The 25,339-nt window shown below is 43.2% G+C and carries 20 protein-coding genes; 11 read left to right on the top strand and 9 right to left on the bottom strand.

From position 1 onward, the window contains the following. Window positions 1–18: 18 nt before the first annotated feature. The 8 genes from rpe to ispH form a co-directional block, all read right to left on the bottom strand. Window positions 19–708, bottom strand: a complete 690-nt coding sequence (rpe, locus tag JMX91_RS09415) for a ribulose-phosphate 3-epimerase (RefSeq protein ID WP_201548791.1) — start codon at window positions 706–708, stop codon at window positions 19–21. A 114-nt stretch (window positions 709–822) separates the two neighbouring features. After that, window positions 823–1,071, bottom strand: coding sequence for a TIGR03643 family protein (locus JMX91_RS13400; protein ID WP_265089189.1), 249 nt, complete (start codon window positions 1,069–1,071; stop codon window positions 823–825). 262 nt (window positions 1,072–1,333) lie between these two features. Next, window positions 1,334–2,224 (bottom strand): S-formylglutathione hydrolase, encoded by an 891-nt coding sequence (fghA, locus tag JMX91_RS09405; RefSeq protein WP_201548790.1) that lies wholly within the window; start codon window positions 2,222–2,224, stop codon window positions 1,334–1,336. Between the two features lie 139 nt (window positions 2,225–2,363). Next, the gene (locus JMX91_RS09400) at window positions 2,364–3,818 is read right to left on the bottom strand and encodes a C13 family peptidase (protein ID WP_201548788.1); all 1,455 of its coding nucleotides are present in this window, start codon (window positions 3,816–3,818) and stop codon (window positions 2,364–2,366) included. Between the two features lie 320 nt (window positions 3,819–4,138). After that, entirely contained in the window at window positions 4,139–6,100 is a 1,962-nt protein-coding gene (gene htpG, locus JMX91_RS09395; RefSeq protein WP_201548786.1) for a molecular chaperone HtpG, read from the bottom strand. 535 nt (window positions 6,101–6,635) lie between these two features. Further along, the gene (locus tag JMX91_RS09390) at window positions 6,636–7,451 is read right to left on the bottom strand and encodes a thioesterase family protein (RefSeq protein WP_201548784.1); all 816 of its coding nucleotides are present in this window, start codon (window positions 7,449–7,451) and stop codon (window positions 6,636–6,638) included. 54 nt (window positions 7,452–7,505) lie between these two features. Further along, window positions 7,506–7,754, bottom strand: a complete 249-nt coding sequence (locus tag JMX91_RS09385; protein ID WP_102092783.1) for a hypothetical protein — start codon at window positions 7,752–7,754, stop codon at window positions 7,506–7,508. Window positions 7,755–7,807: 53 nt separating this feature from the next. After that, the gene (gene ispH / locus JMX91_RS09380; protein WP_201548782.1) at window positions 7,808–8,764 is read right to left on the bottom strand and encodes a 4-hydroxy-3-methylbut-2-enyl diphosphate reductase; all 957 of its coding nucleotides are present in this window, start codon (window positions 8,762–8,764) and stop codon (window positions 7,808–7,810) included. Between the two features lie 372 nt (window positions 8,765–9,136). Between ispH and gmk the strand changes: the two genes are divergently transcribed. The 8 genes from gmk to JMX91_RS09340 all read left to right on the top strand — a co-directional run bounded on the left by gmk (window position 9,137) and on the right by JMX91_RS09340 (window position 20,028). Next, complete coding sequence (gmk, locus tag JMX91_RS09375) at window positions 9,137–9,763, top strand: guanylate kinase (protein ID WP_201548780.1); 627 nt, start codon at window positions 9,137–9,139, stop codon at window positions 9,761–9,763. Window positions 9,764–9,927: 164 nt separating this feature from the next. Continuing rightward, entirely contained in the window at window positions 9,928–10,188 is a 261-nt protein-coding gene (gene rpoZ / locus JMX91_RS09370) for a DNA-directed RNA polymerase subunit omega (RefSeq protein WP_057761396.1), read from the top strand. A 303-nt stretch (window positions 10,189–10,491) separates the two neighbouring features. Beyond that, window positions 10,492–12,690, top strand: a complete 2,199-nt coding sequence (locus tag JMX91_RS09365; RefSeq protein ID WP_201548778.1) for a RelA/SpoT family protein — start codon at window positions 10,492–10,494, stop codon at window positions 12,688–12,690. Between the two features lie 105 nt (window positions 12,691–12,795). Next, window positions 12,796–13,176 (top strand): RidA family protein, encoded by a 381-nt coding sequence (locus JMX91_RS09360; protein ID WP_057761400.1) that lies wholly within the window; start codon window positions 12,796–12,798, stop codon window positions 13,174–13,176. Between the two features lie 175 nt (window positions 13,177–13,351). Next, the gene (locus tag JMX91_RS09355) at window positions 13,352–15,640 is read left to right on the top strand and encodes a primosomal protein N' (RefSeq protein WP_201548776.1); all 2,289 of its coding nucleotides are present in this window, start codon (window positions 13,352–13,354) and stop codon (window positions 15,638–15,640) included. A gap of 223 nt (window positions 15,641–15,863) precedes the next feature. Beyond that, a complete protein-coding gene (locus tag JMX91_RS09350; protein WP_201548774.1) occupies window positions 15,864–17,045 on the top strand; it encodes a cation diffusion facilitator family transporter in 1,182 nt (393 codons plus the stop codon). A 300-nt stretch (window positions 17,046–17,345) separates the two neighbouring features. Continuing rightward, complete coding sequence (locus tag JMX91_RS09345; RefSeq protein WP_102092779.1) at window positions 17,346–18,050, top strand: hypothetical protein; 705 nt, start codon at window positions 17,346–17,348, stop codon at window positions 18,048–18,050. Between the two features lie 91 nt (window positions 18,051–18,141). Continuing rightward, window positions 18,142–20,028, top strand: coding sequence for a monovalent cation:proton antiporter-2 (CPA2) family protein (locus tag JMX91_RS09340; RefSeq protein WP_057761405.1), 1,887 nt, complete (start codon window positions 18,142–18,144; stop codon window positions 20,026–20,028). A 58-nt stretch (window positions 20,029–20,086) separates the two neighbouring features. Here JMX91_RS09340 and JMX91_RS09335 read toward each other — a convergent pair whose 3' ends face one another. Continuing rightward, window positions 20,087–21,016: a DUF2628 domain-containing protein gene (locus JMX91_RS09335; RefSeq protein ID WP_201548772.1), complete on the bottom strand. Its 930-nt coding sequence runs from the start codon at window positions 21,014–21,016 to the stop codon at window positions 20,087–20,089. Between the two features lie 201 nt (window positions 21,017–21,217). Between JMX91_RS09335 and trmB the strand changes: the two genes are divergently transcribed. The 3 genes from trmB (at window position 21,218) to JMX91_RS09320 (ending at window position 25,300) form a co-directional block, all read left to right on the top strand. Then, window positions 21,218–22,063: a tRNA (guanosine(46)-N7)-methyltransferase TrmB gene (gene trmB, locus JMX91_RS09330; RefSeq protein WP_201548770.1), complete on the top strand. Its 846-nt coding sequence runs from the start codon at window positions 21,218–21,220 to the stop codon at window positions 22,061–22,063. Between the two features lie 1,058 nt (window positions 22,064–23,121). Continuing rightward, on the top strand, window positions 23,122–24,174 hold the full coding sequence (gene recA / locus JMX91_RS09325) for a recombinase RecA (RefSeq protein ID WP_057761411.1): 1,053 nt from the start codon (window positions 23,122–23,124) through the stop codon (window positions 24,172–24,174). 40 nt (window positions 24,175–24,214) lie between these two features. After that, window positions 24,215–25,300, top strand: a complete 1,086-nt coding sequence (locus JMX91_RS09320) for a regulatory protein RecX (protein WP_201548769.1) — start codon at window positions 24,215–24,217, stop codon at window positions 25,298–25,300. Window positions 25,301–25,339: the final 39 nt, after the last annotated feature.

The raw sequence follows: 25,339 nt of genomic DNA, 5'->3' as shown, positions 1-25,339 counted from the left end.
TTAACCATATAACGCTCGCTAGCTGTTGTTGGCTAATAGCAACTCTGCGCGCATCTCATCAATAGCGGCTTTATAGTCTTCTTGGTTAAATATCGCAGAACCCGCGACAAACATATCCGCCCCTGCTTCAGCAATCGCACGTATATTACTGGCTTTGATACCACCATCAACTTCCAATCGAATATCTCGACCACTGGTGATGATACGCTGACGTACCTGACGTATTTTGTCTAATGTGTTATCGATAAACGACTGACCACCATAGCCAGGATTCACACTCATTAATAAAATCTGATCTACTTTATCCATGACATAATCGAGATAATGTAATGGTGTCGCTGGATTCAATACCAAGCCACACTCTGCACCGCCATCTTTGATAAGTTGAAGTGAGCGATCGATGTGAGCGCTGGCTTCTGGATGGAAGGTGATGATACTAGCACCCGCTTCCAAGAACTGCTCAATCATACTATCGACAGGTGAAACCATCAGATGCACATCAATTGGCGCTTCAACACCATAGTCGCGCAACGCCTTACAAATCATGCTACCAAACGTCAAATTGGGTACGTAATGGTTGTCCATTACATCAAAATGAATCACATCGGCACCCGACTCTAGTACCTTCTCCACTTCTTCGCCCAACCGCGCGAAATCAGCTGAGAGTATCGACGGTGCAATAAGATAAGGTTTAGCAGGACTGTTCATAATTGAGCTACCTAATTCATGTTTATATAAGATATTGATAAATTAAAAAGGAAATTTCAAGCGGCTCACCTATACTGCAAGCCCTTTATGTACTGATGTTAAATACTTAATTATTTAACGCTGCTTATATTGAGTCTTGCAATAAGCACGGCCAACTTCGAAAGAGCGCTTTGCCTCATGTTTGGTGGCGCGATTGCTCACTCTCTGACGCCATAAGCGAAAAGATGACGGCTTTAACTCTTGGCGCATGAGTTTGATAACCCCAGTCTCATCGAGACCGTAGCTATGCTCTATGGCGCCAAATGGCGTTCTATCTTCCCATGCCATCTCTATCACACGAGATATTTGTACATCATCAAGTATTCTATCGCCAGCGTCGTTGACGGTTTTTGCAATCAGCTCGTCTGACTTAACTTGAGACACTTCATCACTATAATCATTGCTACGTTGTTTCTTTTGTAGAGCAGCATCCATATCAGCCTGCATAGTCGCTTTTGTAGAGCTCGTATCTGCTGACTTATTCTTTGAATTAGAAGCTGTCAAATCTTGATAACTTGCCATAAAAATTACCTTTTGAGCATGAATGGGATAGCGAAAAATGTATCACGATCATCTGAATGACAACTTAGCTCATTTGAGCCATGTGCCAATGATGTTCGATATGATCATTAATCACCGTTTGGATAAAATAATAGCTGTGATCATGCCCCGCTTGGTAGCGTAATGTTAAGGGCTGTTTGGCTTTTGCACAAGCGTCTTGTAGTTTAGAAGTCTGCAGCTGACCTTCTGCTAAGAAGTTATCAGCCGCGCCTTGATCAACCAAAATGCTCGAATACTGCTGACCGACCTTTTCAATCATCTGTGAAGCGTCCGCTTGTGCCCATAGAGACTTGTCATCACCGAAATACTCTGTATAGGCAGCTTGCCCCCATGCAGACTCACTTGCCGCACATACTGGCGATAAAGCTGATACGCTGACAAACTTACTTGGGAACTTAAACCCTAGCAATAACGCGCCATGACCTCCCATTGAGTGTCCTGTAACACCAATACTGTGGATGGGAAACTCTGAACGTAGTAAGTCATATAACTCATCGACGATGTAGCTTTGCATATTAAAATTGTCTGACCAAGGCGCTTGGGTCGCGTCAACATAATAGCTTGCGCCCTGCCCGACAAAATAGCGCTCGTCGTTTGGCACATCAACATCATCACTACTGCGAGGTGAGGTGTCTGGTGCAATCAGTATCATACCAAGCTCACTACACTTTTGCTGAAAGTGCGCTTTGTGAGTGACGTTATCAGCATTGCACGTCAGCCCTGATAAGTACAGTATGGCAGGGCAACGTCGCCCAGCCAATGCTTCATCAGGTAGATAAATACTGAACGTCATCTCCGTTTTGGTCGATGTCGACTCGTGACTATAATAATGCTGCTCACCGTTAAAGCAACGATTCACACTTTTTTGGGTCATCTGCTTGTTGTTGGACAAACTACGACTATAAGAATTATGCATGAGTGATATCCTTTTTATTCAAAATAAAACCAACAGTGATAGATAGCGATGATAAATAATAAACGCTCGTGATTTGATACTATATCCACAAGATCTTGAGTCACACTGTATATGTGTCCAATTGCTCCATTAACTTTATTTACGGATTGGTTGGCACACTAACAGGCCCAGTATTAATAGTAGCAGAAGCCGCGTTACTTGTAATACTGGCAACTGATGGACGTGCTTTATCAAACAATACTTGCTCAAACGCCGGTAGTGCCGTCTCCATCAAACTACCAATCACTATTTGTGGTTCTGATGGCTCAAATCCCATATAAAGCTCACGCTCTTGCACACGGTATGCTGCATCCTTAAAAGCAGATTCAAAACTGCTGTTTTCACGTAGACTCTCAGCAAAAAAAGCTTGACCAAAATAAGTCATCTCAGCCGTATTGGTACAGCCAAAAGACGCCTTATCAGTGGCTGAAGCCGTAATCACCACGGTAGTCGGCGATGCCAACTCGTCGATGAACGACCCTGAATAGCAGGCAGATACCACAATCACACGCCAGCGAATACCTGATGCATCCAGTGTGTCACGTAACCATGTGGCATCTAGATTGTCCATCGCAAGTGGCGGATTTTCTAATTGAACAATATCTTCGTTGCCATGTGACGACAGCGTCAAAAACAATACATCTTCATCAGCGTTCATTTGCTGACCAATCTTCTTCAGTCCGCGTGCAATACTGGTTTTGGTAGCGATTGGCTCGTCCAGCCAACTGTACGTATTGTTGATCAAAGACAGTGAGTGTCCACTGGTACCAAAACGCACATCGAACAGCTCACGCACTTTATTAATTTCAGAACGAAAGACGTTCTGACCAGAGAACCCAGCCACACCCATAAAGTACCAGTCCGTTTTGCCATCAATACTTGGATCAATACTGTTTAGTGCTTGCTGCAATAGACGCGGCTGCTCATATAATGCCGCCTCTTCTAATACAGGATCTACTGGAATCTGCTTAAAAATAGGCTGATCAGCGACATTACGCTGCCAGATAGTCAGCAACGCTACCGCGCCGACCAATACAATGATTCGCTCCCACCATGGTATACGCAGACGTCGGGAAAAAATCCAAAGTAACGCTAGCGTCTGCCATAAGAACAATACTAAAAACAGTACTGGTAAGAACGAATAACTCCAATCTGGCAACCAACCATAGCTACCAAAAAACTGCACCAAGCTCTGCAATAGGGCTGATAATGTATCAGCGACCAACCACAATACTACTGGTACAAATACCAATGCTTGGTTGCTCGCTCGCCGAGCCAAAATAATACCACCAAGCAAAATAATCATCGGCCAGATCAAATAACTGACCAATCCTTGCTCATTAAATATGCTGCCACTTTCAGCAGCTAACCATGAAAATAAGACATTACTACCAAGCGCCAATAGTGCAAATACGGCAAACTGTACAAAAGTAGGTTTAACCCAAGAAAAAGCCCGTGTTGAGCCCACTAGCATCCACAAGGTTGCAATAATATTGGCAGCGAAATTGAGCGAAAAACGCTGAAGCGAGACGGTTTTTAACGACGTAAGTGACAAAGACTTAGACCTCTAGCCAGTCGAGAAAAATAAAATGACTCAATGATAATTATCTTAATGTAACAGCCGCGCGGTGCAATCAGTTGACGATTTTTTGTACAGCATGCAGACATCGATTTATATTGAATTCACGATGGAGTGATTATAGAAGATGACTAGCACTGCTTAATATTTTAGCTCGCTAATCTATCGCGATTGTAACGGATTGTCGGTTAAGAGGATAAGGCTGATTTGTAAAATTCACTCAAATTTGGCTAAAAATTCAAATAAAAAAGGAGGCCTCTTATATAAAGCCTCCTTTTTTTACTCATTACTAAACATTATCTCATCAATAGCTCATTGACGCGTTTTAGATAAGCGGCTGGATCGTCTAGCTGACCGCCATCTGCCAATAACGCTTGATCAAAGATCACTTGGGCCAGATCATCGAATTGCTCACTGCTCTCAAGCTTCTTGATGAGTGGATGATCAGGGTTTACTTCTAGCGTTGGCTTACTTGCTGGTACGTCCTGACCCATTTGCTGTAGCATCTGAATCATTTGTGGTGATAGCTCACCTTCACCAACAACCAAGCAAGCTGGACTATCGACTAAACGAGTAGACACTTTGACGTCTTTAGCACGCTCGCCCAATGCAGCCTTTAGTTTATCAACTACTGGCTTTAGCGTTTCTTGGGCTTTCTCCGCTTCCGCTTTTTCTTCATCATCTTGCAAGTCGCCTAAATCTACGGCGCCTTTCGCGATGTTTTGCAGCGGTGTCTCATCGAATGAGGTCAAGAAGTTCATTGCCCATTCATCAACACGGCTGGTCATCAAGATAACTTCGATGCCTTTTTTCTTGAATAACTCAAGTTGCGGGCTGTTTTTCGCAGCGGCTAGGTTATCAGCGGTGAGGTAGTAGATGGCTTTTTGGCCATCTTTCATACGACCTTTATAATCTTCGAAGCTTGTCACCAAACCGTCTTGCGTGCTGGTAGCATAACGCAATAGCTTAGCAATACGTTCTTGATTGCCTGCATCTTCGCCTAAACCTTCTTTGATGACATCACCAAACTCCGCATAGAACTGGGCAAATTTCTCTTGCTTGTCACTGTCTTCGCTATTAGCAAGGCTTGCGAGTAAGGTCAAAATACGGCGAGCGTTACCATCACGAATAGATTTTACATCACGTGACTCTTGTAGTAGCTCACGGCTCACGTTCAATGGCAAGTCTGCTGAATCGATCACACCTTTCACGAAACGCAAATACATCGGTAGCAATTGCTCAGCTTCGTCCATGATAAAGACGCGCTTCACATAAAGCTTTAGACCATGCTGCTGCTCACGAGTGTATAGATCAACTGGCGCTTTTTTAGGAATATATAGTAGCTGCGTATACTGTACGCGACCCTCTACACGGTTATGCGTCCAAGTAAGCGGCGCATCCATGTCATAAGAAATATTCTTATAAAAATCAACATACTCATCATCTTCAATTTCAGAGCTTGAGCGCGTCCATAGTGCACTGGCTTTATTGATTGTTTCCCACTCATCAGTGAGTACCATCTCGCCACCAGCAGGCGTGTCGTCGTTTTCATCTTCTTTTACGTCTTCTTGCCAGATCTCTTTACGCATCTGAATCGGCAGGCTGATATGGTCAGAGTATTTATTAACCAAGCGCTTGATTTTGCTGCGATCTAAATAGTTATCTTCGCCCTCGCTATATTCTTCTTTTAGATGCAGAGTAATCGCTGTACCGCGCGTGTCTTTGGTAATAGGCTCGACAGTAAAGCTACCAGTACCATCTGATACCCAGCGCATGCCTTTATCAGCAGGCTCGCCCGCTTTACGTGATTCAACACTGATGGTATCAGCCACGATAAAACCTGAGTAAAAACCAACACCGAACTGACCAATCAATTGTCCATCTTGCTTTTGTGATTCAGACAATTTATCTAAAAATGCCTTGGTGCCTGATTTAGCAATCGTACCTAAGTTTTCGATTGCATCGGCTTCGTTCATACCAATACCATTGTCGGTAAAGGTAATAGTTTTGGCTGCTTCATCGACGGCGATGCGGATTTTTAATTCGCCATCATCTTCATAAAGGCTATCATCATTTGTGCCTTCAAAGCGCAACTTATCACAAGCATCCGACGCATTAGATACCAACTCGCGGACAAAAATATCAGCGTTAGAATATAGTGAATGCGTTACCAAATGCAGTAACTGCGCCACTTCCGCTTCAAACGTATGTTTTTTTAATTCTGGATTCAGACCTTCAGCTTGAGTTGCTTCACTCATAAAAACTCCTTTAAATTCTATGAAAGACCTATTATCAGATAACGATATACTCACTAAAGCCGTTCTCATAATGTTAGAGAACTTGCCGTATGTAATACCGTTAAACTGTCTATACTAATAGGGGCATTGAGAAAAAATTCAAGCTCAAAAGCTTTATTCCATAAAAAACACCGCGCTGGTTTATCAAGGCGGTGTTCTGGTATCAGTTATTTACTTACTCGGTTATTTACTTGCTTCGTCATTTGATTGCTCAGTTGTTTTCTGATATAACAATCAACGCGCAAACAACAGCAACTATTCTGAATATGCTTCTATCAATATATCCCAGAGAGTCGTCAGCTTTTTTGAAAATTGAGTATGGGTTTTCATAGTAACCTCTATGTCGATTAACATCGGCTTGTTAGTAATATTATCTTTTTAGTAATATTGTCTTGTTAGCTACTATTAAAACCATTTCTCTATTATTTGTATAATTAATTGATTACAACGTATTATTTTATTTTACAAAACTATAAGCTGACTGACTCTTAGCCTTTTAACGTGGCATCGGACGAATAGTAAGGATTTGCTCACTACGACCAAAAGGCCCATGTACATCGTGCAGTACCGCACTGGTCAATCCGATACCATCATCGCCATATTGTTGTACAGCCTCGATACCGAGCCAACGACCTTCTGGCGAGCGATGCATATGGATTTGCAAATCAGTATTGGGAAACATCCATTCTAACTTAGATAAACCAAGACCCAATCTTGGTACAACACCATTAGCAGTATCGACCATACCTAACAGATGCACCAAGTCATCAGTCGGCTCGCCTTCTACCATGTCGAGATCATTGGTAATCCATACCATACCGCGACCAGAGCGACGGCCTTCTGTCGCTACTAGACGTACGCTTTCAATAAAACCGCCCGGCCAGCCTTTCATACCTTCCCAAACTGGCAACTCTTCAGGTTTGTATTCTGCTGGTTGATCTTCAAGTCCGGCAATCTCGCTGGTATCTTGAGTAATCAGTCGCCACGCTCTTGCAATGATAGCATCGCGGCCACGGCTACTCATGACCGCTTCGACCAGCTCAATAGTCTTACCCGGTCGGATACAGCGAGTAGTGATAGTAAAATCGTCAAGCGGTATTAGCCCCAAGATATCGAGGCTCACACGTGCGATACGAGTATTGGGTTGTGGCGCAAAGCTGTTAATCTCGGCTGTTAATAGGCCTGTTGCTGGCGCCATGTGCTGCTCATGCTCATTCCAAGCACCTTGTGCATGCTTGGTTGGCTGATAATGCGCCACACTGACACCGTCTTCTTGTAATTCTCGTTTGATAAATTTGTAATAAGCAGTCATAGCTATCCTATATTTGGCACTTTCACTTGTATTTTTTATTTATGCTTGTACTTTCTATTTATGGATAAGCTCTTGTTTTCTTAGCGTGAGAATACGGCGAGCTTTTTGTAAGAAGAATAATAAACAGATCATAACTACTGCGAGCATCGCGTAGAAAAAGCTTTTTTCTGCCATAAACTTCATGATATTCATAAACAATACGAAAACCACTGCTGCCATCACTAGCATATTTAGTTTTAGTTGCTTGTTGACTTCAGCGAGCGTGGCCTCTGCCAATACAAATCTGGCTTTTGGTTCTTTCATGCGACCTTATCCATATCAATGATGGTTCATACAAATATAAATACAAACACTAATTACTTACCAACCTGAGTAACAGGTATCCGCAACGCTTTTGGCAGACTAAACGTCACATTTTCTTCAATGCCAGATAGTTCACTAGGTAGATCGCCACCCCAGTCTTGCAGCTGTTGCAATACTTCTTGGATCAACACTTCAGGCGCGGATGCACCAGCGGTCACGCCTATACTCTGCACACCATCTAACCAACGCTTATCCATCTCACTGGCATTATCAATTAAGTACGCACGGCAATTCATACGCTCAGCCAGCTCACGTAAACGATTAGAGTTTGATGAGTTTGGCGAACCGACCACTAGTACGACTTCACAGCGACTGGCCAAATCTTTTACCGCATCTTGGCGGTTTTGAGTGGCATAGCAAATGTCGTCTTTGCGAGGGCCTTGGATACTAGGAAATTTTTCACGCAGCGCATCGATAACGCGCGCAGTATCATCCATCGACAAGGTTGTCTGAGTCACAAATGCCAAGCGTTCGGCATCTTGGACAGTCAACGCGGCCACATCACCTTCATCTTCGACCAGATGAATCTGCCCACCATGGCGACGGTTGAAACGCCCCATAGTGCCTTCGACTTCCGGATGTCCTGCATGTCCTATTAACACTGCATCCATCCCATCTTGCGCGAACTTTGCCACTTCGATATGCACTTTAGTTACCAGCGGGCATGTCGCATCAAACACCATCAAATCTCGGCGCTCAGCCTCATCTTCAACTGCTTTGGAGACCCCATGAGCGGAGAAAATAACGATAGAGCCGTCTGGTACTTCATGAAGCTCTTCAACGAATACCGCACCACGATTGGCCAAGTCTGATACCACAAACTTATTATGCACAACTTCATGACGGACATAAATGGGCGGCTCGAAACGTGTCAATGCTTCATTAACAATCGCAATTGCACGGTCCACACCAGCACAAAATCCACGGGGATTGGCAAGATAAATTTGCATAAAAAGGCCTATCATTGGATAATTTATAGTTAAAACGTATTTTTGAATTTTTTATTCAAAAATTGGGGCGAAATCAATGCTCTACTTTAGCATAATTTGCTTTTATCTCTCTCTAAAATAGCTGTCTACTCATAGCAATATTTTATAGGCAAATCTCAGCCTACTCACAACATATTGCAAAACCAGCTTTAACTTGTATAAAAGCAGTTTATAATAATGCATCTATTATAATTTCTATCGCCATACATGATGGCGTTTTTTATTTTTTCCAGTCTTTGTTTTTGACTGAAGCACTGCTTAACTTTTATCAACACGCATTTATTACGATACATTTTACAAGTTACCAAGACACCTTCTATTAGGATAAATTGTATGACAGGTTCATTATTCATCGTTACTGCCGCTTCAGGTACTGGCAAGACCTCATTGGTCAAGCAATTGCTTGCTACCACCAATGACTTGACTGTCAGCGTCTCTCACACCACTCGTGCACCGCGTCCAGGCGAGATTGACGGTCAACACTATCATTTCACAGATACCGATAGTTTTACCAATGGTATCAATGCGGGTCTATTTCTAGAACATGCTGAAGTATTTGGTAACTATTACGGCACGTCAGAGGAAAGTGTCCGTACTCAGCTAGCAGCGGGTATTGACGTTATTTTAGAGATTGACTGGCAAGGGGCAACGCAAATCAGAAATATCTTTCCCGATGCCATTATGATTTTTATTCTACCACCTAGCATTGCGACATTACGTCAACGTCTCTCAACCCGTGCGCAGGATTCTGTAGAAGTTATAGAGCGCCGTCTAGCTGGCGCGGTCACCGAAATGGCACAATATGTGAATGCTGACTATGTAGTGATCAATGATAATTTTGATGTAGCCTTAGCTGAGCTAAAAGCCATTATCGTGGCCGACAGGCAGACACTTAGTCGTCAGCAGCAGCGCTATCATCGCACGATTAGCAACTTGCTAAACACTCAGGTAGAAGAGTAAACTACGCATAAGCAGCTAATCTCGTAAGTAGATATAAAAAGCAACTACGCGACTTGGCAAAAAATGCTATAATATTTAGCTATCCCCCTTTATATTTTTGATATTATTTTTATTGAGTGGCGGGCAAGGTCCGTTACTAATAAAAACAACCGAGGTAGCTATTTATGGCACGAGTGACGATTGAAGATTGTTTGGATAATGTTGATAATCGCTTTGAGCTAATTTTGGTCGCAAGCAAACGCGCCCGTCAATTGGCCAAAGGTATTGCCGAGCCGTTGGTTGACGTTGATAACGACAAGCCTACAGTATTGGCACTACGTGAAATTGCCGCTGGCAAAATCACACGCGACATCCTAAATCAGCCAGAGCATAATTTTGCTACTAGTTCATTAGATTTAGCATTGTCAGGCGACCACAGCTTCTAATAGCGTTTTTATAAAATAAGCACACATCTTGATCAACTATAGAGACCACAGCATAGGCTGTGGTTTTTTGGTTGTAATAATAATGTATTGGCTATTTTGGTCACCATTTATCCCTAAAATAGACCACTGAGTGAAATTTTTTCATCGCCCACACGCTTATCAGTTGACATTGAAAGCGATTTGCGATTAATTAGAGAATGGCGTACTCATCCTTAAGTTTTGTATGGTAGGTCATTATTTAGCCTCCATTTGCTTCGGTAAGTGGCCCAACAAGTAGGTCATGGAAAATAGGATCATCATTTTATGAGTCAAACCCTACCCAAACTCAGTCATCACCTCGTCGATGATGCTCAATATAACTTACTACGTTCGGTAGGTTATCTCACTGCTGCTGAGCGCCGTGATATTGTTGATGCTTGTGAGTTCGGAGATATTGCGCACATTAAAGACAAGCGCAAATCAGGGGAACCTTATATCACGCATCCAATCGCTGTCGCTGAGATACTAGCGGGCTTTCGCTTAGATCGAGATACCATCATTGCAGCAATTCTGCATGATACAGTTGAAGACACCGACGTTAGCGATGAGCAAATCAAGCAGCGTTATGGTGAAGTTGTATCAAGACTGGTTGATGGCGTGACCAAACTAAAGTCCTCTTCACATAACAAGCAGCAAAATAAAGCGGCCACCTTTCATAAAATTCTGACCGCCACTCTCGCCGACCCGCGTGTACTCATTATCAAGCTTGCTGATCGTCTACATAATATGTCTACGCTTGACGCGGTACGTCCTGAAAAACAGCGCACCACAGCTCAAGAAACCTTAGATTTTTATGTGCCATTTGCCCGCTTAATGGGTCTGAACGATATCGCTGACTATATCGAAGTATTGTGTTATCGCAATTTGGACTCTGATATGTACAACAAGCTGTCCGATAAACTACTACAGCATGGGCTTGGACGTAACTTTCAAAGAGAATCCATTCATCGTTATTTGAGTATCGTGCTAAACAACTTGGATCTCAATGGTCTGGTCAAAGTCTTAGACAATCGTGTGGTCATATACCGTCAGTTTTTCCGCAATCGCGGTGAGATTAACGCGCTATTACGTCACTATGCGTTTGAAATCGTCCTCGAGAATATCGAAGCGTGCGATAAGCTGGCCTATTACTTAATCAAAAAATATCAGATTGATGATACCCATATTGCGGATAATATTCGTCGTCCGCTACCAGGCGGTAACCAGTCCCTCACCCTCATTTATGAGCGTGACAATGATGTGGTAAAAGTCACTATATTGACCAAGCAAATGCAGAGCGCTGCAAGACTTGGGGTCATCGGGGCAGAGCACGCATCTGATGTGAGTCAGTCGGTTATCCAAGCATCATTGCGCAATATGAAAGATTTGGTCGATGAAGACAATCTGAATGAAAACAGTCCTGATTTCTCAGCAGCAGTCTCTACTATCAATGAGCTGATGGATTATCTGCACTCTAGTAAAATCATTTGCTACAGTCCTCAAGGGCGTGCTTACGAGCTTCCACAGGGTGCAACGGCGCTAGATTTTGCCTACGCGGTCGGGCCTATGATTGGTAACGTTGCCGTTGGTGCAAATATCGATGGTCAAGCTGCAAAGCTCGGCACTGTAGTAAAAAATGGACAGTCCGTTGAGATAGAAGTGAATAGCCACTCAGAACCAAAAGCTGAGTGGTTAGGATTTGTAGTGACTAACAAAGCCCGTGAAGAGATTTTACGTTGGTTTAAAGATTTATCTGTCGCTGATAAACAACACCATGGCAGACAAGCCTTAGATCGTGCGCTCAGAACGCATCAAAAAAGCTTTGATGATTTGACAGACGCTGATTGGAAAGACCTGACTGAATGGCGCGGTCTGACAGAAAAAGATGCTTTATTTGAACAAATAAGCTCAGGTACGCTACTTCCTCAATTAGTCGTGACACGTTTGTTTAGCGACGAGCTGAGCGATTTGCAGGCGAAAGTACATAGCGATGACATGACCCAACCGCAACAGCTGATTGCGAATGCTGCTGGCGTCGAGCTTGATTTTGCCAATTGTTGTCATCCGATATATGGTGACCCTATCGTAGGGCATTTATCGCGTCATGGTTTGGTCGTTCATCGTCATAAATGCTTCTCACTGGATGATATCCGTAAGGACAATCCTTATCAGGTCATCCAATTACGTTGGCGCAATGACAATGCAGTCAAACAAGGCGACATCGGCGAGCATGACTTAAAAAACAGTGGCAAGATTCGTTTTCCTGCTTATTTAAAGCTCTCTATTGCGCTTAGTGACGAGCAAATCAGTGAAGTTATCTATCACTTACGCCAGCTCAACATGGGTGTGGAAACCGTTGATGTTCGCAATACTGATACCATCATTCATATCGTGGTACGTAGTCGCAACCACTTAGCACAGGGCATTCGTGAACTACGCTCGCTGCTAGGTTTCCCTAACATTATACGGTTATATCAATTATAATAAGCACATTTGCATCACTGCTATAGTCGTGATGCAAATAGCTAAAATAGAACTGCTATTCTAGTAGCAATGAATCACTCACATAAAATATAAAAGGGACACCCCATGACTCGTCAAACCATCCAAACTGATAAAGCACCTGCAGCGGTCGGCACTTATTCACAAGCTGTAAAAGTCGGCAATACTGTCTATATCTCAGGTCAGCTTGGTTTCGATCCTGACACGATGGAGCTAAGAGAAGGTTTTAAAGCACAGGCTGAGCAAGTATTTGAAAACATCAAAGCTATCTGTGAAGCCGCTGGTGGTAGTCTAAATGACGTAGTCAAATTCAATGTATCTTTGACTGACTTGAGTGATTTTGCTGTCTTGAACGAAGTGTTTGTCGCCAATCTAAGCGAGCCATATCCTGCCCGTGCTGCCGTCCAAGTAGCTGCTCTACCTAAAGGTGGTGTGGTAGAAATTGAGTCTATTCTATATATCGAATAAGACAATATTGAATGCTTAATAGTAAATGCTTAGTGTTCAGCACTCATTATTAAGTGCTAGTTTTAGCAACAGCCTATAAGTTATATCACCATAAGCTTAGCATCATGCTAAGCTTATTGGTCTCCGTTCTATTATTCTGATCTCATATTCATCTAATAAGACTGCGAAGCCGTTTATGTTGGTACAAGTTGCTCTGCCCGTTCCCCTTTATCGGGTGTTTGACTATAGCTTACCAGCTGATATGCTTGCGTTGCCAGACAGTGCAATACCGCAAATCGGCAGCCGTGTCGAGGTTTCATTCGGTCGTCAGACTCTGATTGGTATTGTGATTGCTCATATTTCACAAGACGATAGCAGCGTACCTGTTAATAAGATCAAACCCATTAATAAATGTCTAGACGCTGAGCCTATTTTGGACGCGGACATGCTCAAGCTTGCCTACTGGCTGGCGCGCTATTACCACTATCCGCTTGGTGATGTGCTAGCAGTTATCCTACCTAGCCTTGTCCGTCAAGGCAAACCATTAGACTTGCTGATTACCCATTGGCGGATTTTGCCTCATATCACTGATGATTATTTTCGAGCCAATGCTAAAAAACAAAAGCAGCAGTTCGATATGCTAAAGCTACATGGTCAGCACGGCGCAAGTGAAGATGTATTGCTACTAGAAGGTATGCAACGAGCATTTTTAAAGACGCTAGAAGATAAAGGGTTAGTCGAGCGCTATATTCAGCCAAAACAAGCACCTACTCCAGTCAAACTGGCAAAAATGCCACTTGATCTCAATGATGAGCAGAAACTTGCTGTCGACGCTATTATTGCTGCACACGAATCTGATACTTATACTGGTTTTCTGCTCAACGGTATTACTGGTAGTGGTAAAACCGAAGTCTATCTGCAAGCGATGCAAGCTGTACTAGAAGCTGGTAAACAGGTTCTTATTTTAGTACCAGAGATTGGTCTCACACCGCAAACGCGGGCAAGATTTGCCAGTCGGTTCGCCGCCCACATTGTGCTATTGCACTCTGGTATGACCAACACTCATCGCTTGCAAGGTTGGCAAGACTGCCGCACGGGGCATGCACAAATCGTGATCGGTACACGTTCGGCTGTGCTATATCCTTTCGCAGACTTAGGCTTGATTGTCGTTGATGAGGCGCATGATGGCTCGTACAAGCAACAAGACACGTTACGTTATCATGCCGCTGATGTCGCTCTCTATCGAGGTTTGCAGTACAAAATCCCAGTCATACTCGGTACTGCCACACCTTCTCTTGAGCATTTAAAACTGGTCGATGATGGCAAACTATCAGAATACCAACTACTTACTCGTCCAGGTAATGCCAAGCCTGCGACCATGCAACTGATCGATGCTCGCTTGCAAAGCACCCATCAACAAGCACAAGATGACGGTGCGCGCTATGATACAGGGCTGACGGATGCCATGATCGGGGCGATACGGCAAACGCTAGAAGCTGGTGATCAAGTACTAATATTTTTGAACCGTCGTGGCTATGCGCCTGTTCTATTGTGCGAAGCTTGTGGCTGGCAAGCTGATTGTCCGCGCTGTGACGCGCACCTGACCGTTCACTATAATAGCCAAGCTCAGCGAAACAGTTATTCAAGCCACTCTTACTTAAAATGCCATCATTGCGATTGGCAAGCCTATATCCCTACCGTATGCCCTGATTGTGGCAGTCAAAACCTAGACGCCAAAGGTATGGGAACGACAAGGCTCAGCGAAAATCTACACGCAATCTTTGCCAACCCCCAAACCAGCAAAGAGCTCTATCCAATTATTCAAATAGACCGTGATACCACAAGACGCAAAGACAGCTGGGAAAATATTTATGAGCAAATTAATAAAGGCAACCCTGCCATATTGGTCGGTACACAGATGGTCGCCAAAGGGCATCACTTCCCCAATGTCACGTTGGTTTGCTTACCTAATGCCGATCGCGGATTTTTATCAGCAGACTTTCGCTCACCAGAGCATACCGCACAGCTCATGATTCAGGTGGCTGGCCGTGCTGGTCGAGGTGACAAAGCTGGCCGCGTATTGATTCAAACGTTGCAACCTGATAATGAATTACTATTAAAACTCGTCAAAGACGGCTACTTGTCATTTGCACGCGAGCTACTGCAAGAGCGTCAAATGATGGGCTTACCTCCTCATCGACATGCTGCCTTAATACGCTGTGAAGGCAAAACATTGGCAGCTACTACTCAAGCGCTCAAGGATGCTATTGCGCATTTGCCGAATGCTCATAACCTCGCTGTTCTCGGTCCTATTGATGCGCCCATGAGTAAAAAGAACAGCCGCTACCATGCACAGCTTTTGCTATTGGCTAAAGACCGTCGTCAATTGCACCATGTGTTGGGACAGTGGTGGCAGCCAGTGCTCGCCCTACCAAGTGCTAAATACCTTAAGCTTACTTTGGATATTGATCCTGTCGGTTGGTAGTTCTCAACAAATAGGTGCGTATTTTCCTGCTCCTCTTCTCATCATGTTTACTTCGTCGTTACAGCTTCTCAGGCTTGGCTATGTTAAATTTATAACTATCAAATGGCATGTGGCAAAGGCTCTATGCCTACTCTACCCATAGCAAGCATCACTTATTAGTAAACGTCACTTGTCAGTAAGCATCATCTATCGAACGCAACTATCAGCGAATCTGAGTATTATTATGAATCCAAATAATCCAAACTCTGACGAGCACAATCATAGCCAACAGTATGATAATAAGGATGTGCCTAAGTACGTTCGCAAAGATGAAGAAAATAACTACACTCAGGAAAACCAAGGCCATCACGATCATGATAAGCATCTAGAACAGATAACTACAGCACGAGATACCAAGGGATATCAGCGTACCTTGCTGTTCAGCTTTATTATCATTACTGGTTATATGTTTATCGAAGCCATTGGTGGCTGGCTCACTGGTAGTTTGGCCTTGTTATCTGATGCAGGGCATATGCTAAGCGATGCGATAGCGCTCGGTGCCACTTTGGTCGCGTTTAAAATCGGCGAAAAAGCAGCTACTCACCAGAAAACCTTTGGTTACAAGCGCTTTGAGATATTAGTCGCTACAGTAAATGGCGCGACACTTGTGATAATCGCCTTAATGATTTTTTATGAAGCGATTAAACGCTTTAACTCACCGCCAGAAATTGCGACCCAAGGCATGCTTATCGTGGCGACTATCGGTATGCTGATCAATATTCTGGTCGCTTGGCTAATGCACCGAGGTAGTCAAGGTGGCGAGTCACACGGTCATAATCATGGTACGGATGATGCCAAGGTCGCAGAGCAGAAACCTATTAATACAGAACCCGTTAACCTCAATATGCAAAGCGCCTATTTGCACGTACTAAGCGATTTATTAGGGTCAGTGGCTGCGATTATCGCTGCACTACTCATGATGGGTTTTGGTTGGGTATGGGCAGATGCAGTGGCATCAGTAATCGTTGCCGTGCTTATTTTAATCAGTGGCTACCGCGTCGTACGTGATTCTGTGCATATATTGATGGAAGGAACGCCTGCCAATATATCGCTAGTCGATGTGGAGCAAAAATTACTCGAAGACGCTCAAGTACAAAAAGTACATGACCTACATGTTTGGAGTATTACTAGCGGTCTCAATGCACTCTCTTGTCACGTGGTGGTCGATGGTGAGATGAGTATCCATGAGTCAAATATTCTGATTGCCAGTCTCGAGCAAAGACTGCTAGAGCTTGGTATTCACCATGCTACTATTCAGGTCGAAAGCTCGTCTCATCCGCAGAATATCTCACATAGCGATGCATTGGTCTGTGATATTTCGGGACAGCTACCTGATGGTGATAGTCATATTGGTCATAACCATTGACGATACATTTTCAGCTCAATGATTGAATAAAGAGGTCAGCAAGTCGAATTATAACTTAGCAAATACAAGTATAGGCATTTGATACTGGCTCATACTAAAAGTTACATAGAATTAGAATTAGATCACATCAAAGCAGTCGTGATTTGCGACAAACTTTTGCTTTATTCAATTCAAAAAACTTAAGTTCAAATCGGCTTATGTGGTTATAATAACTATTATAAAGTTTTGTTTAGCACCCCAGTTAATTTTTATAATCATACTTTTTGGTATTTTCACTCTATCTATTGATGATACAACACTATGTCTAGACGCTCAGCACCCTTTGTCGCCCCAGACTATATCGATGATCCTGCATCAAAAGATGGCAAAAAACACGCCAAAGTTTTGTTATCAACGCTGCAAGAAGACATTGCAAACTTTCGTAATGAACAGTTTCCACCTGATATTTTGCGACAAATCCGTGATATGCCTATTTATGAAGGCAATTTAGCGGAAGTCCAAACCTATCAGCAACGTTGGCAAAATCTGCTTGAGCGTGCAAAGGATTTTTATCCAGCGGCCAATATGCCACCTGACTATCTACCGCTCCCTGCCAGCCTTGAGATACCGCAATTCATCTATCACGTTCAGCGTCTACATTTAACTAAGACACGCGCCAAAGAATCTAAAAGCTTTGGATCAGTAGGCGCCCTGACTGATAAATGTGGTCAATATACGGATGATGAAATTGAGCGCATGACAGCGGTGCTAGATAACGACGAGGAAGCGCGACTGGTAGCGCATCGTGAATTTATCGATCTGCGTGCCTATGTTTTTTGTCGCGATAATAAGGGCGAAATGCTAGAGCCTGAGCGAGTACGCTTTTATCGTACGGGTCTTATTGTACATGCCCTGCCTGACTTTAAGATTGTAGATAGTCGCCAGACACCGCGTAAACGCCGCAACGATGCTTATAATAATCCGCTTGCAGACAATGGTGTGTGGAAAATTTATCGCAAAAAATAATAGATACTAGCGCGTTATCGTTTTAGCCATACTGATTTTAGTCACGTTCATTTTATATCGTATATTTTATTCAAATTTTTAAGGAGCCCAGATGTTTGCTGCCGCCGCCGGCTCACCAAATCTCATGTTGCAAGCCACTATTTTTTTGGGAGCAGCATTGCTCTTTGTCCCTCTCGGTAAACGCTTCGGCATTGCAACGGTTTTAGGCTACCTCATCACTGGACTCATATTGGGCCCAAGTGGCTTGGATGTGGCAGGCGATGCTGAAAGTCTATTGCACTTTTCAGAGTTTGGCGTGGTCATGCTGCTGTTTATTATCGGGCTTGAGCTCCAGCCTTCGCGGCTCTGGGCATTGCGCCGCTCTATATTTGTATTGGGCGGTTTGCAGGTCGGTTTGACTGGTACGCTACTGATGTGGCTATTACATCAGTTTTTCTCCTTACAACTAGATACTGCCTTTATTGTTGGTTTTGGTTTAGCCCTATCTTCTACCGCGTTTGTACTACAGATACTGACTGAAAAACAGCAGCTTTCGAGCACGCATGGTCGAGAAGCCTTCACTATCTTATTGTTCCAAGATATTGCGGTCATTCCATTGTTAGCAGTCATTCCATTTTTATCAGGGGTACGTGAGCAAAGCTACGATTTGATTTATTTTGGTAAGGTATTTGCTGTCTTTGCCGGTCTGATTTTTGCCAGCCGTTATGTGGTTCGACCCTTCTTTAAATTTGTGGCTTCCAGTGGTGCGTCAGAACTACTGACAGCGGTTGCGCTATTTATCGTGATGGGCGTGTCTATTTTGATGGGCCAAATTGGTCTATCAATGGCATTAGGTGCATTTTTGACAGGTGTGTTGCTCGCTGATTCTGAGTATCGCCATGAGTTAGAAGCCAGTATCGAACCTTTTAAAGGGTTGCTATTAGGTCTGTTCTTTATGTCAGTCGGTATGCTTACCGACGTCAAACTCATTTTGGCAGAACCCATCTTCATTATTGGCTGCGCCCTCGCCTTGATGTTTATCAAGTTTGCAGTGATTGCAGGTATTGCAAAAGTATCGGGCAATCGCTGGCCGACCAGTATCCGATTGGGTGTGACCCTAGCCCAAGGTGGTGAGTTTGCCTTTGTCCTATTTAGTGTCGCTACTGCCCAAAATGTCTTGCGTCCCGAACTTGCCAATACTCTTAACCTAGTCGTTACCATCTCGATGGCGCTAACACCTCTGGCATTCTTGTTATTAGAAAAAGTGGGTGAGCCGCTATTTGCCAAGAGCAAGCCGAGCCGCGAATACGATACCATTCCCGATCATGAACATCAGGTCATTATTGCAGGCTTCGGCCGTGTCGGTCAGATTATTGGCCGTGTACTGCGCATGCATAATATCGAATTTACCGCCATTGAACGCTCTGCAAACCGAGTAGATTTTGTAAGAAAATTCGGTAACCAAGTTTATTATGGCGATCCGAAAAATCCTGAGATTTTACGAGCGGCAGGCATTCAGAAAGCGCGGGTATTTATTCTTGCCATCGATGACTTAGAACGCTCTATCACTACCGCTCAATACTTGCGCAAAAACTATCCTGAACTGATTGTATTGGCAAGAGCACGTGATCGTCAGCATTATTATCGCTTGCGTGAAGTTGGCGTGCGGCACATTTGGCGTGAGACTTATTTGTCGTCTTTGGACATGTCACGCGAATCACTACAGTTATTAGGTATCTCACCAGAAAAAGCGCGAGAAACAGTAAAAACGTTCCGTGATTATGATGATGACTTGATCGAACGCCAACAAGCTATCTACGATGATGAAGCTAGCATGATTGAATCCGCGCAATCATCAATGGCTGAGCTTGAAAGCTTGTTTGACGAAGATATTGGTAAAGCACGTAAAATGGATTTGACCGACTTTTATGAGGCGTTAAAAAGCCAAGCAACACCAGTTGAGGAAAAGGATGATACTGCGACGGACTCTAAGCATTAGCTCTAAGAATCAGCTCTCAGCACTAGCAACATCTACAAACACTCGTGAAACACAGCCCCTAATCAGCTATGCAGCTTTTAGGGGCTTGTTTTTTATTCAGTGAGCTGGTGCAATCCCAATTATCACTGTCTGGTATATGATAAAAGACCAGCATCTGCTCGTTTAAATAGCGTAACGGAAACGTCACGTTCTGAATCGTTGCCACTACCGCACAGTCAGTTTCTAGCACGCCAGCGGCCTGAGTATCGACATGCATGCGTATCTGCTGCTGCTCGGTACTCAGGGGCAGATTTACTGGGCACTGCCCTGTCTGCTGATAAATCAACGCCACTCGGTTTTGAGCATTCTTTGCAATATCATAAGCGTCAAACAATACTTCATTTGCTTTTGGCTTGGCAATAATCGGTAAAAACTGCACCTTAATCACCAATAGCGAAAACGCAAAAAAACCAAACCCTAATGCTAATCCAAATAAGCTAACACGGCCCTCTCTTTGCAGATGCGCTTTCTGTGCTGCCTCATCTTGCGGATAGTCATTTATCGCATCAGCGATCTCACGCCTTGCCATTCGGTAGTAATACGCATCCGTCCAACGTGCCACCATAAACGACCAAAACAGCCAAATAACAGCAGCAATACCGATACGTATTGCCATCTGATAAGCATCTGGTACATAGGACATCGCTATAAATTCAAAGGCGACTAGCACCAACGCGACATTAAGCTGAATAAAAGACCACCCTGCGACACTATAGACAATCGCATCCATATAGCGCTTGCGATATAGCAACCAAGGAAAAGTGATAAAAAACGCAGCCCAATGCCATTTTGGCGACAGATAACCTTGCTGATCAAACTGCTCAAAACGTTTAAGGTAATAACGCTGGCTACGGTTACCGATGAACCACTTGTCTAACTGCTTACGTTTAGCAGGTGTTAACGACTCTTGATAAAATGGTGGCGGTGAATCGGTCTCGATAAATAACATGGCAACAAGCTCTACTTACTGATTCTTAGAAAAAGTATTTGAAAGATACCATTATATGATAACGCCAAAACCCGTGTGTAACATAGAGAAACCATAGCACCGATCAGCAAATACGCGAAAATAGGATTGTCCGTTCACAGTTGTATCGATTTCACTTATAATAAGCAAACATCACCCACCTAATTAAGCCTTACGAATCCTATGAGTCAACATTCTGATATCAATGACAACGTCAATAGTACCGATACTACTGATGAGCAAACCCTTAATAGCACCAGCGAGCCTATCAATAACGATATCAATAACAGCACTAGCCAAGAGATAGAACCGACCTCTGACAAGCACATACGCATCGTCAATACGTTTATGAAGCGCCGTACGCACATGAATAAAAACGCTGAGCTTGCACTAACTGCTCCAGAGTTTTCTGAGTACTTGGTCAATAACAGTTTTGGTGATGGCGATCTTACCGGTATTGACAACCTACGTACGTTATTCGCTGATAGCCCTAATGGCGCAGATGCACCGCTTACGGTAGAGATTGGTTTTGGCTTGGGTGATTCGTTTATTGAAATGGCGGCCGCTGACCCTACTCGTAACTTTGTCGGTGTAGAAGTGCATGAGCCTGGTATTGGTAAATGTGCTTATATGGCTGGCACCCAAGATTTGAGCAACGTAAAAATCATCAATGGTGATGCCATTCAATTGCTCAAGCAGCTACCAGAAAATCATATCGACCGTATTCAGCTATACTTCCCTGACCCATGGCAAAAGAAGCGCCACTATAAGCGTCGTTTTGTCAGTCCTGAACGTATGACCATCGTTACGCGCAGCTTAAAACAAGGCGGTTGGTTCCATACAGCAACTGACTGGGAGCACTATGCATTTTGGATGGTTGAAGTATTGGATGGTTTCGCTGGACTGACTAACAAAGCAGGTACAGGTAACTTCACTGAACGTCCTGACTTTCGTCCAATGACTAAGTTTGAGCGTCGTGGCCTCGATCGTGGGCATGGTGTTTGGGATTTGATCTATATCAAGGACTGATTAATACAGCTTTACTGTTAAGTGTTTTGACAAAGCGGCTATCTGATGTAGCCGCTTTTTTGTGGCCTTCTATAGGCTATATAAAATATCTCTAAAAATACTAGACATCCTATGCATAACTATGTCTGCTGACATTTTAGGTGTATATCCTGAGTCATACTCCTGACTTTTAATACCTATAGTATGATTATGCATAAAAAAAGATAAATTTATAATTTGTGAAACATAGCGCTCATAGCATTGTTTGTAGACAAAATTGCTTCTCTAAAGTGATCAGAAACGAAATATAGCATCCGTTCCTGATCCTAATAATCTACGTAAACTTATGTATTATAAGGCTTTACAGAGTTCTCCCCATAAGCTGTGGATAACCCTGTGCATAAGTCACCACTTGACAACTTTATAGCTAAGCAACTTAAAGGATAAGGTAAAATCGTTCATTTTTTGTACAATTTATAAAACATTTAAAATCAATAACTTACATTGAATTTATACGCATAAAAAATTATTTTAAATAATTTCTAAAATAATTTAATTATTCATAATGTTTCACAATCAGCAAAAATAAGCTTTTTATTTGTTGTGGACAACTCCTAAACCTATTGACAAGTATAGTCATTATCAGGTTCAAAACAACAACGACCTATCGCATCATTTCCGTAGATTTTCAGCCTCATACCATACGACAGATAGTGTCGTTTAGCATCCCTCAACGCTCATTATCGTGCTTTGCTTTTGTTATAATTACCTTATCAAATCAACAGTGTTAAGAAGTTGAGTCGAGTAATCAGCATGCCAAGTCAGACTTAAAAACAACGATAACAACAGTGTGTTACGGACTTATTTTTACTCCTCTCACTATTTAATTTTACTGTATAGTAGAACGATACATTCGATACTACTACCTATACCAGTCACGTGACAACCTATTTTTCGATAAAGCATTCAAACAATAATTGCCGACTTCATAACAGTCAGTATGCGTTTACCAAAGGTTTTAAACGTACCAATATTTTATTTATAGCATCAACTTAACTACCGAAAACAAGGAATCCAATATGGACGACAATAAAGCCAAAGCCCTCAAAGCGGCATTAGGTCAAATCGAAAAGCAATTTGGTAAAAACACCATCATGCATCTAGGCGATGACTCGGCCATTCTTGATGCCGACGTGGTCTCTACAGGCTCTCTAGGATTAGACATTGCGCTTGGCATTGGTGGTCTACCAAAAGGCCGTATCGTTGAAATTTACGGTCCAGAAAGCTCAGGTAAGACGACGATGACCCTGCAAGCTATTGCAGAATGTCAAAAGCAAGGCGGTACCTGTGCCTTTATCGATGCTGAGCATGCGCTTGACCCTGTTTATGCACGCAAGCTTGGGGTAAACACTGATGATTTATTGCTTTCTCAGCCTGACAATGGCGAGCAAGCACTTGAAATTACCGATATGTTGGTACGCTCAGGCGCAATCGACATGATCGTGATTGACTCAGTAGCCGCCTTGACGCCACGTGCCGAAATTGAAGGCGAAATGGGTGACTCACACATGGGTCTTCAAGCACGTCTTATGAGCCAAGCACTACGTAAAATCACTGGTAACGCCAAACGCTCTAACTGTATGGTGGTGTTTATTAACCAGATTCGTATGAAAATCGGTGTTATGTTTGGTAGCCCTGAGACTACGACTGGTGGTAACGCGCTGAAATTCTACGCCTCTGTACGTATGGATATCCGCCGTATTGGTGCGGTCAAAAACGGTGATGAAATCATCGGTAACCAGACCCGTGTCAAAGTTATCAAAAACAAAATGGCACCACCTTTCCGCCAAGCTGAATTCGAAATTACTTATGGTGAAGGTACTAACCACTTAGCCGAAGTTATTGATTTGGGTGTTGAGATTGGAGCCGTTGGCAAAGCAGGCTCTTGGTATAGCTATGGCGACGAAAAAATCGGTCAAGGTAAAGCCAACTCTGTGCTTTTCTTAAAAGAAAACCCTGCCATTGCTCAAGAAATCGAAGACAAGATTCGTGACGAAAAGCTTGGTACGAAGAAAAATAGCAAAGCCGACGAAACTGAAGAAGCAGAACAGGCTTCTGAACCTGTACAATAATGGTTTAACGATTAACCGTTGTCAGTAACTATGATTCATTATGAAAATTAAAACCTTAGCTGAAATCCTAGCTGAGTCGGGTGCCGACTCAGCTAGTTCTGTTGATAGCAAACCAAAAAAACTGTCCAAGAACTCTCATACGAAAGAGTCTAAAAAAAGAGAGAAGTCTAGTAAACGGACTATCCGTTCAAGTAAAGATGATTCAGTCACGAATGATGCTACTATTGATACAGCGTTTTTCGAAGACTCTTCTCCTAAGTCAAAAAAGAAATCTAAAAAACGTAAAAAGCGTTTTCATCCAGCGGCTAATTTTATCGCTGAGCCTAGTGATACCCCTATATATCAACCACCTGAAGCGCAAACCATCAAAGAGATGCTGGCAGAAGTCAAACTCGACATTCATAAAGACGAAGTTAGTGATGGTTTGACAACTGGTACTAGTGATAGCATTGAGCCGTCGCAGAAAAACTCAGAAAATGAATCTGAGCTTTTTGCCATCAATGATAGTGAAACAGACAGCCAAAACGATAACATACCAGCCGCGCTCAAAGCCTACTTACGAACCCCTGAACAAAAACAAGCAGAAATCGATGCGATCAAAGCAGAAAGTCGATTGCGTTGGCTCGCATTTTATTATTTATCACGCCGTGAATACGGTAAGGCTGAGCTAAAGCAAAAGCTGATCGACAAAGAACAAGACCCAGAGAAAATTGATGCACTGCTCGATGAGTTTGAAGAAAAAGGTTATCAAAGTGACTACCGCACTACCCTAATGCTGATACGTGAGAATATCCGTAAAGGTCGCGGACGTGGTCGGATCAAACAAGAATTCTATCGCAAGAAGATTGCTATGCCAGGTAACATCGATGAGCTAATCGATATGGCAAATACTGAGTCTGATGAATTTAGTGAGTTTGTAGATGATGATGCAGACAACTTAGTAGACGGTGTAGATTGGCTAAAACTGGCGGTGATAGCTCGTACGAAAAAATACGGTAATGACATACCAGTTGAGCAAAAGGAAAAAGCTAAGCAGCTACGATTTTTGCAGTATAGAGGGTTCAACACAGATATCTGCTTTGCAGCACTTAACCATACTACAGAGTCGCTAGACGAACGATTTTAAGGGCTTACTATCGCTGTCCCTGCCAAACGGTATTTATCG

The sequence above is a fragment of the Psychrobacter sp. Pi2-1 genome (assembly GCF_904846645.1).
GTDB lineage: Bacteria > Pseudomonadota > Gammaproteobacteria > Pseudomonadales > Moraxellaceae > Psychrobacter.
Note: the sequence above shows the minus strand (reverse complement) of the source record. Positions and strands in the feature narration are given on the sequence as shown.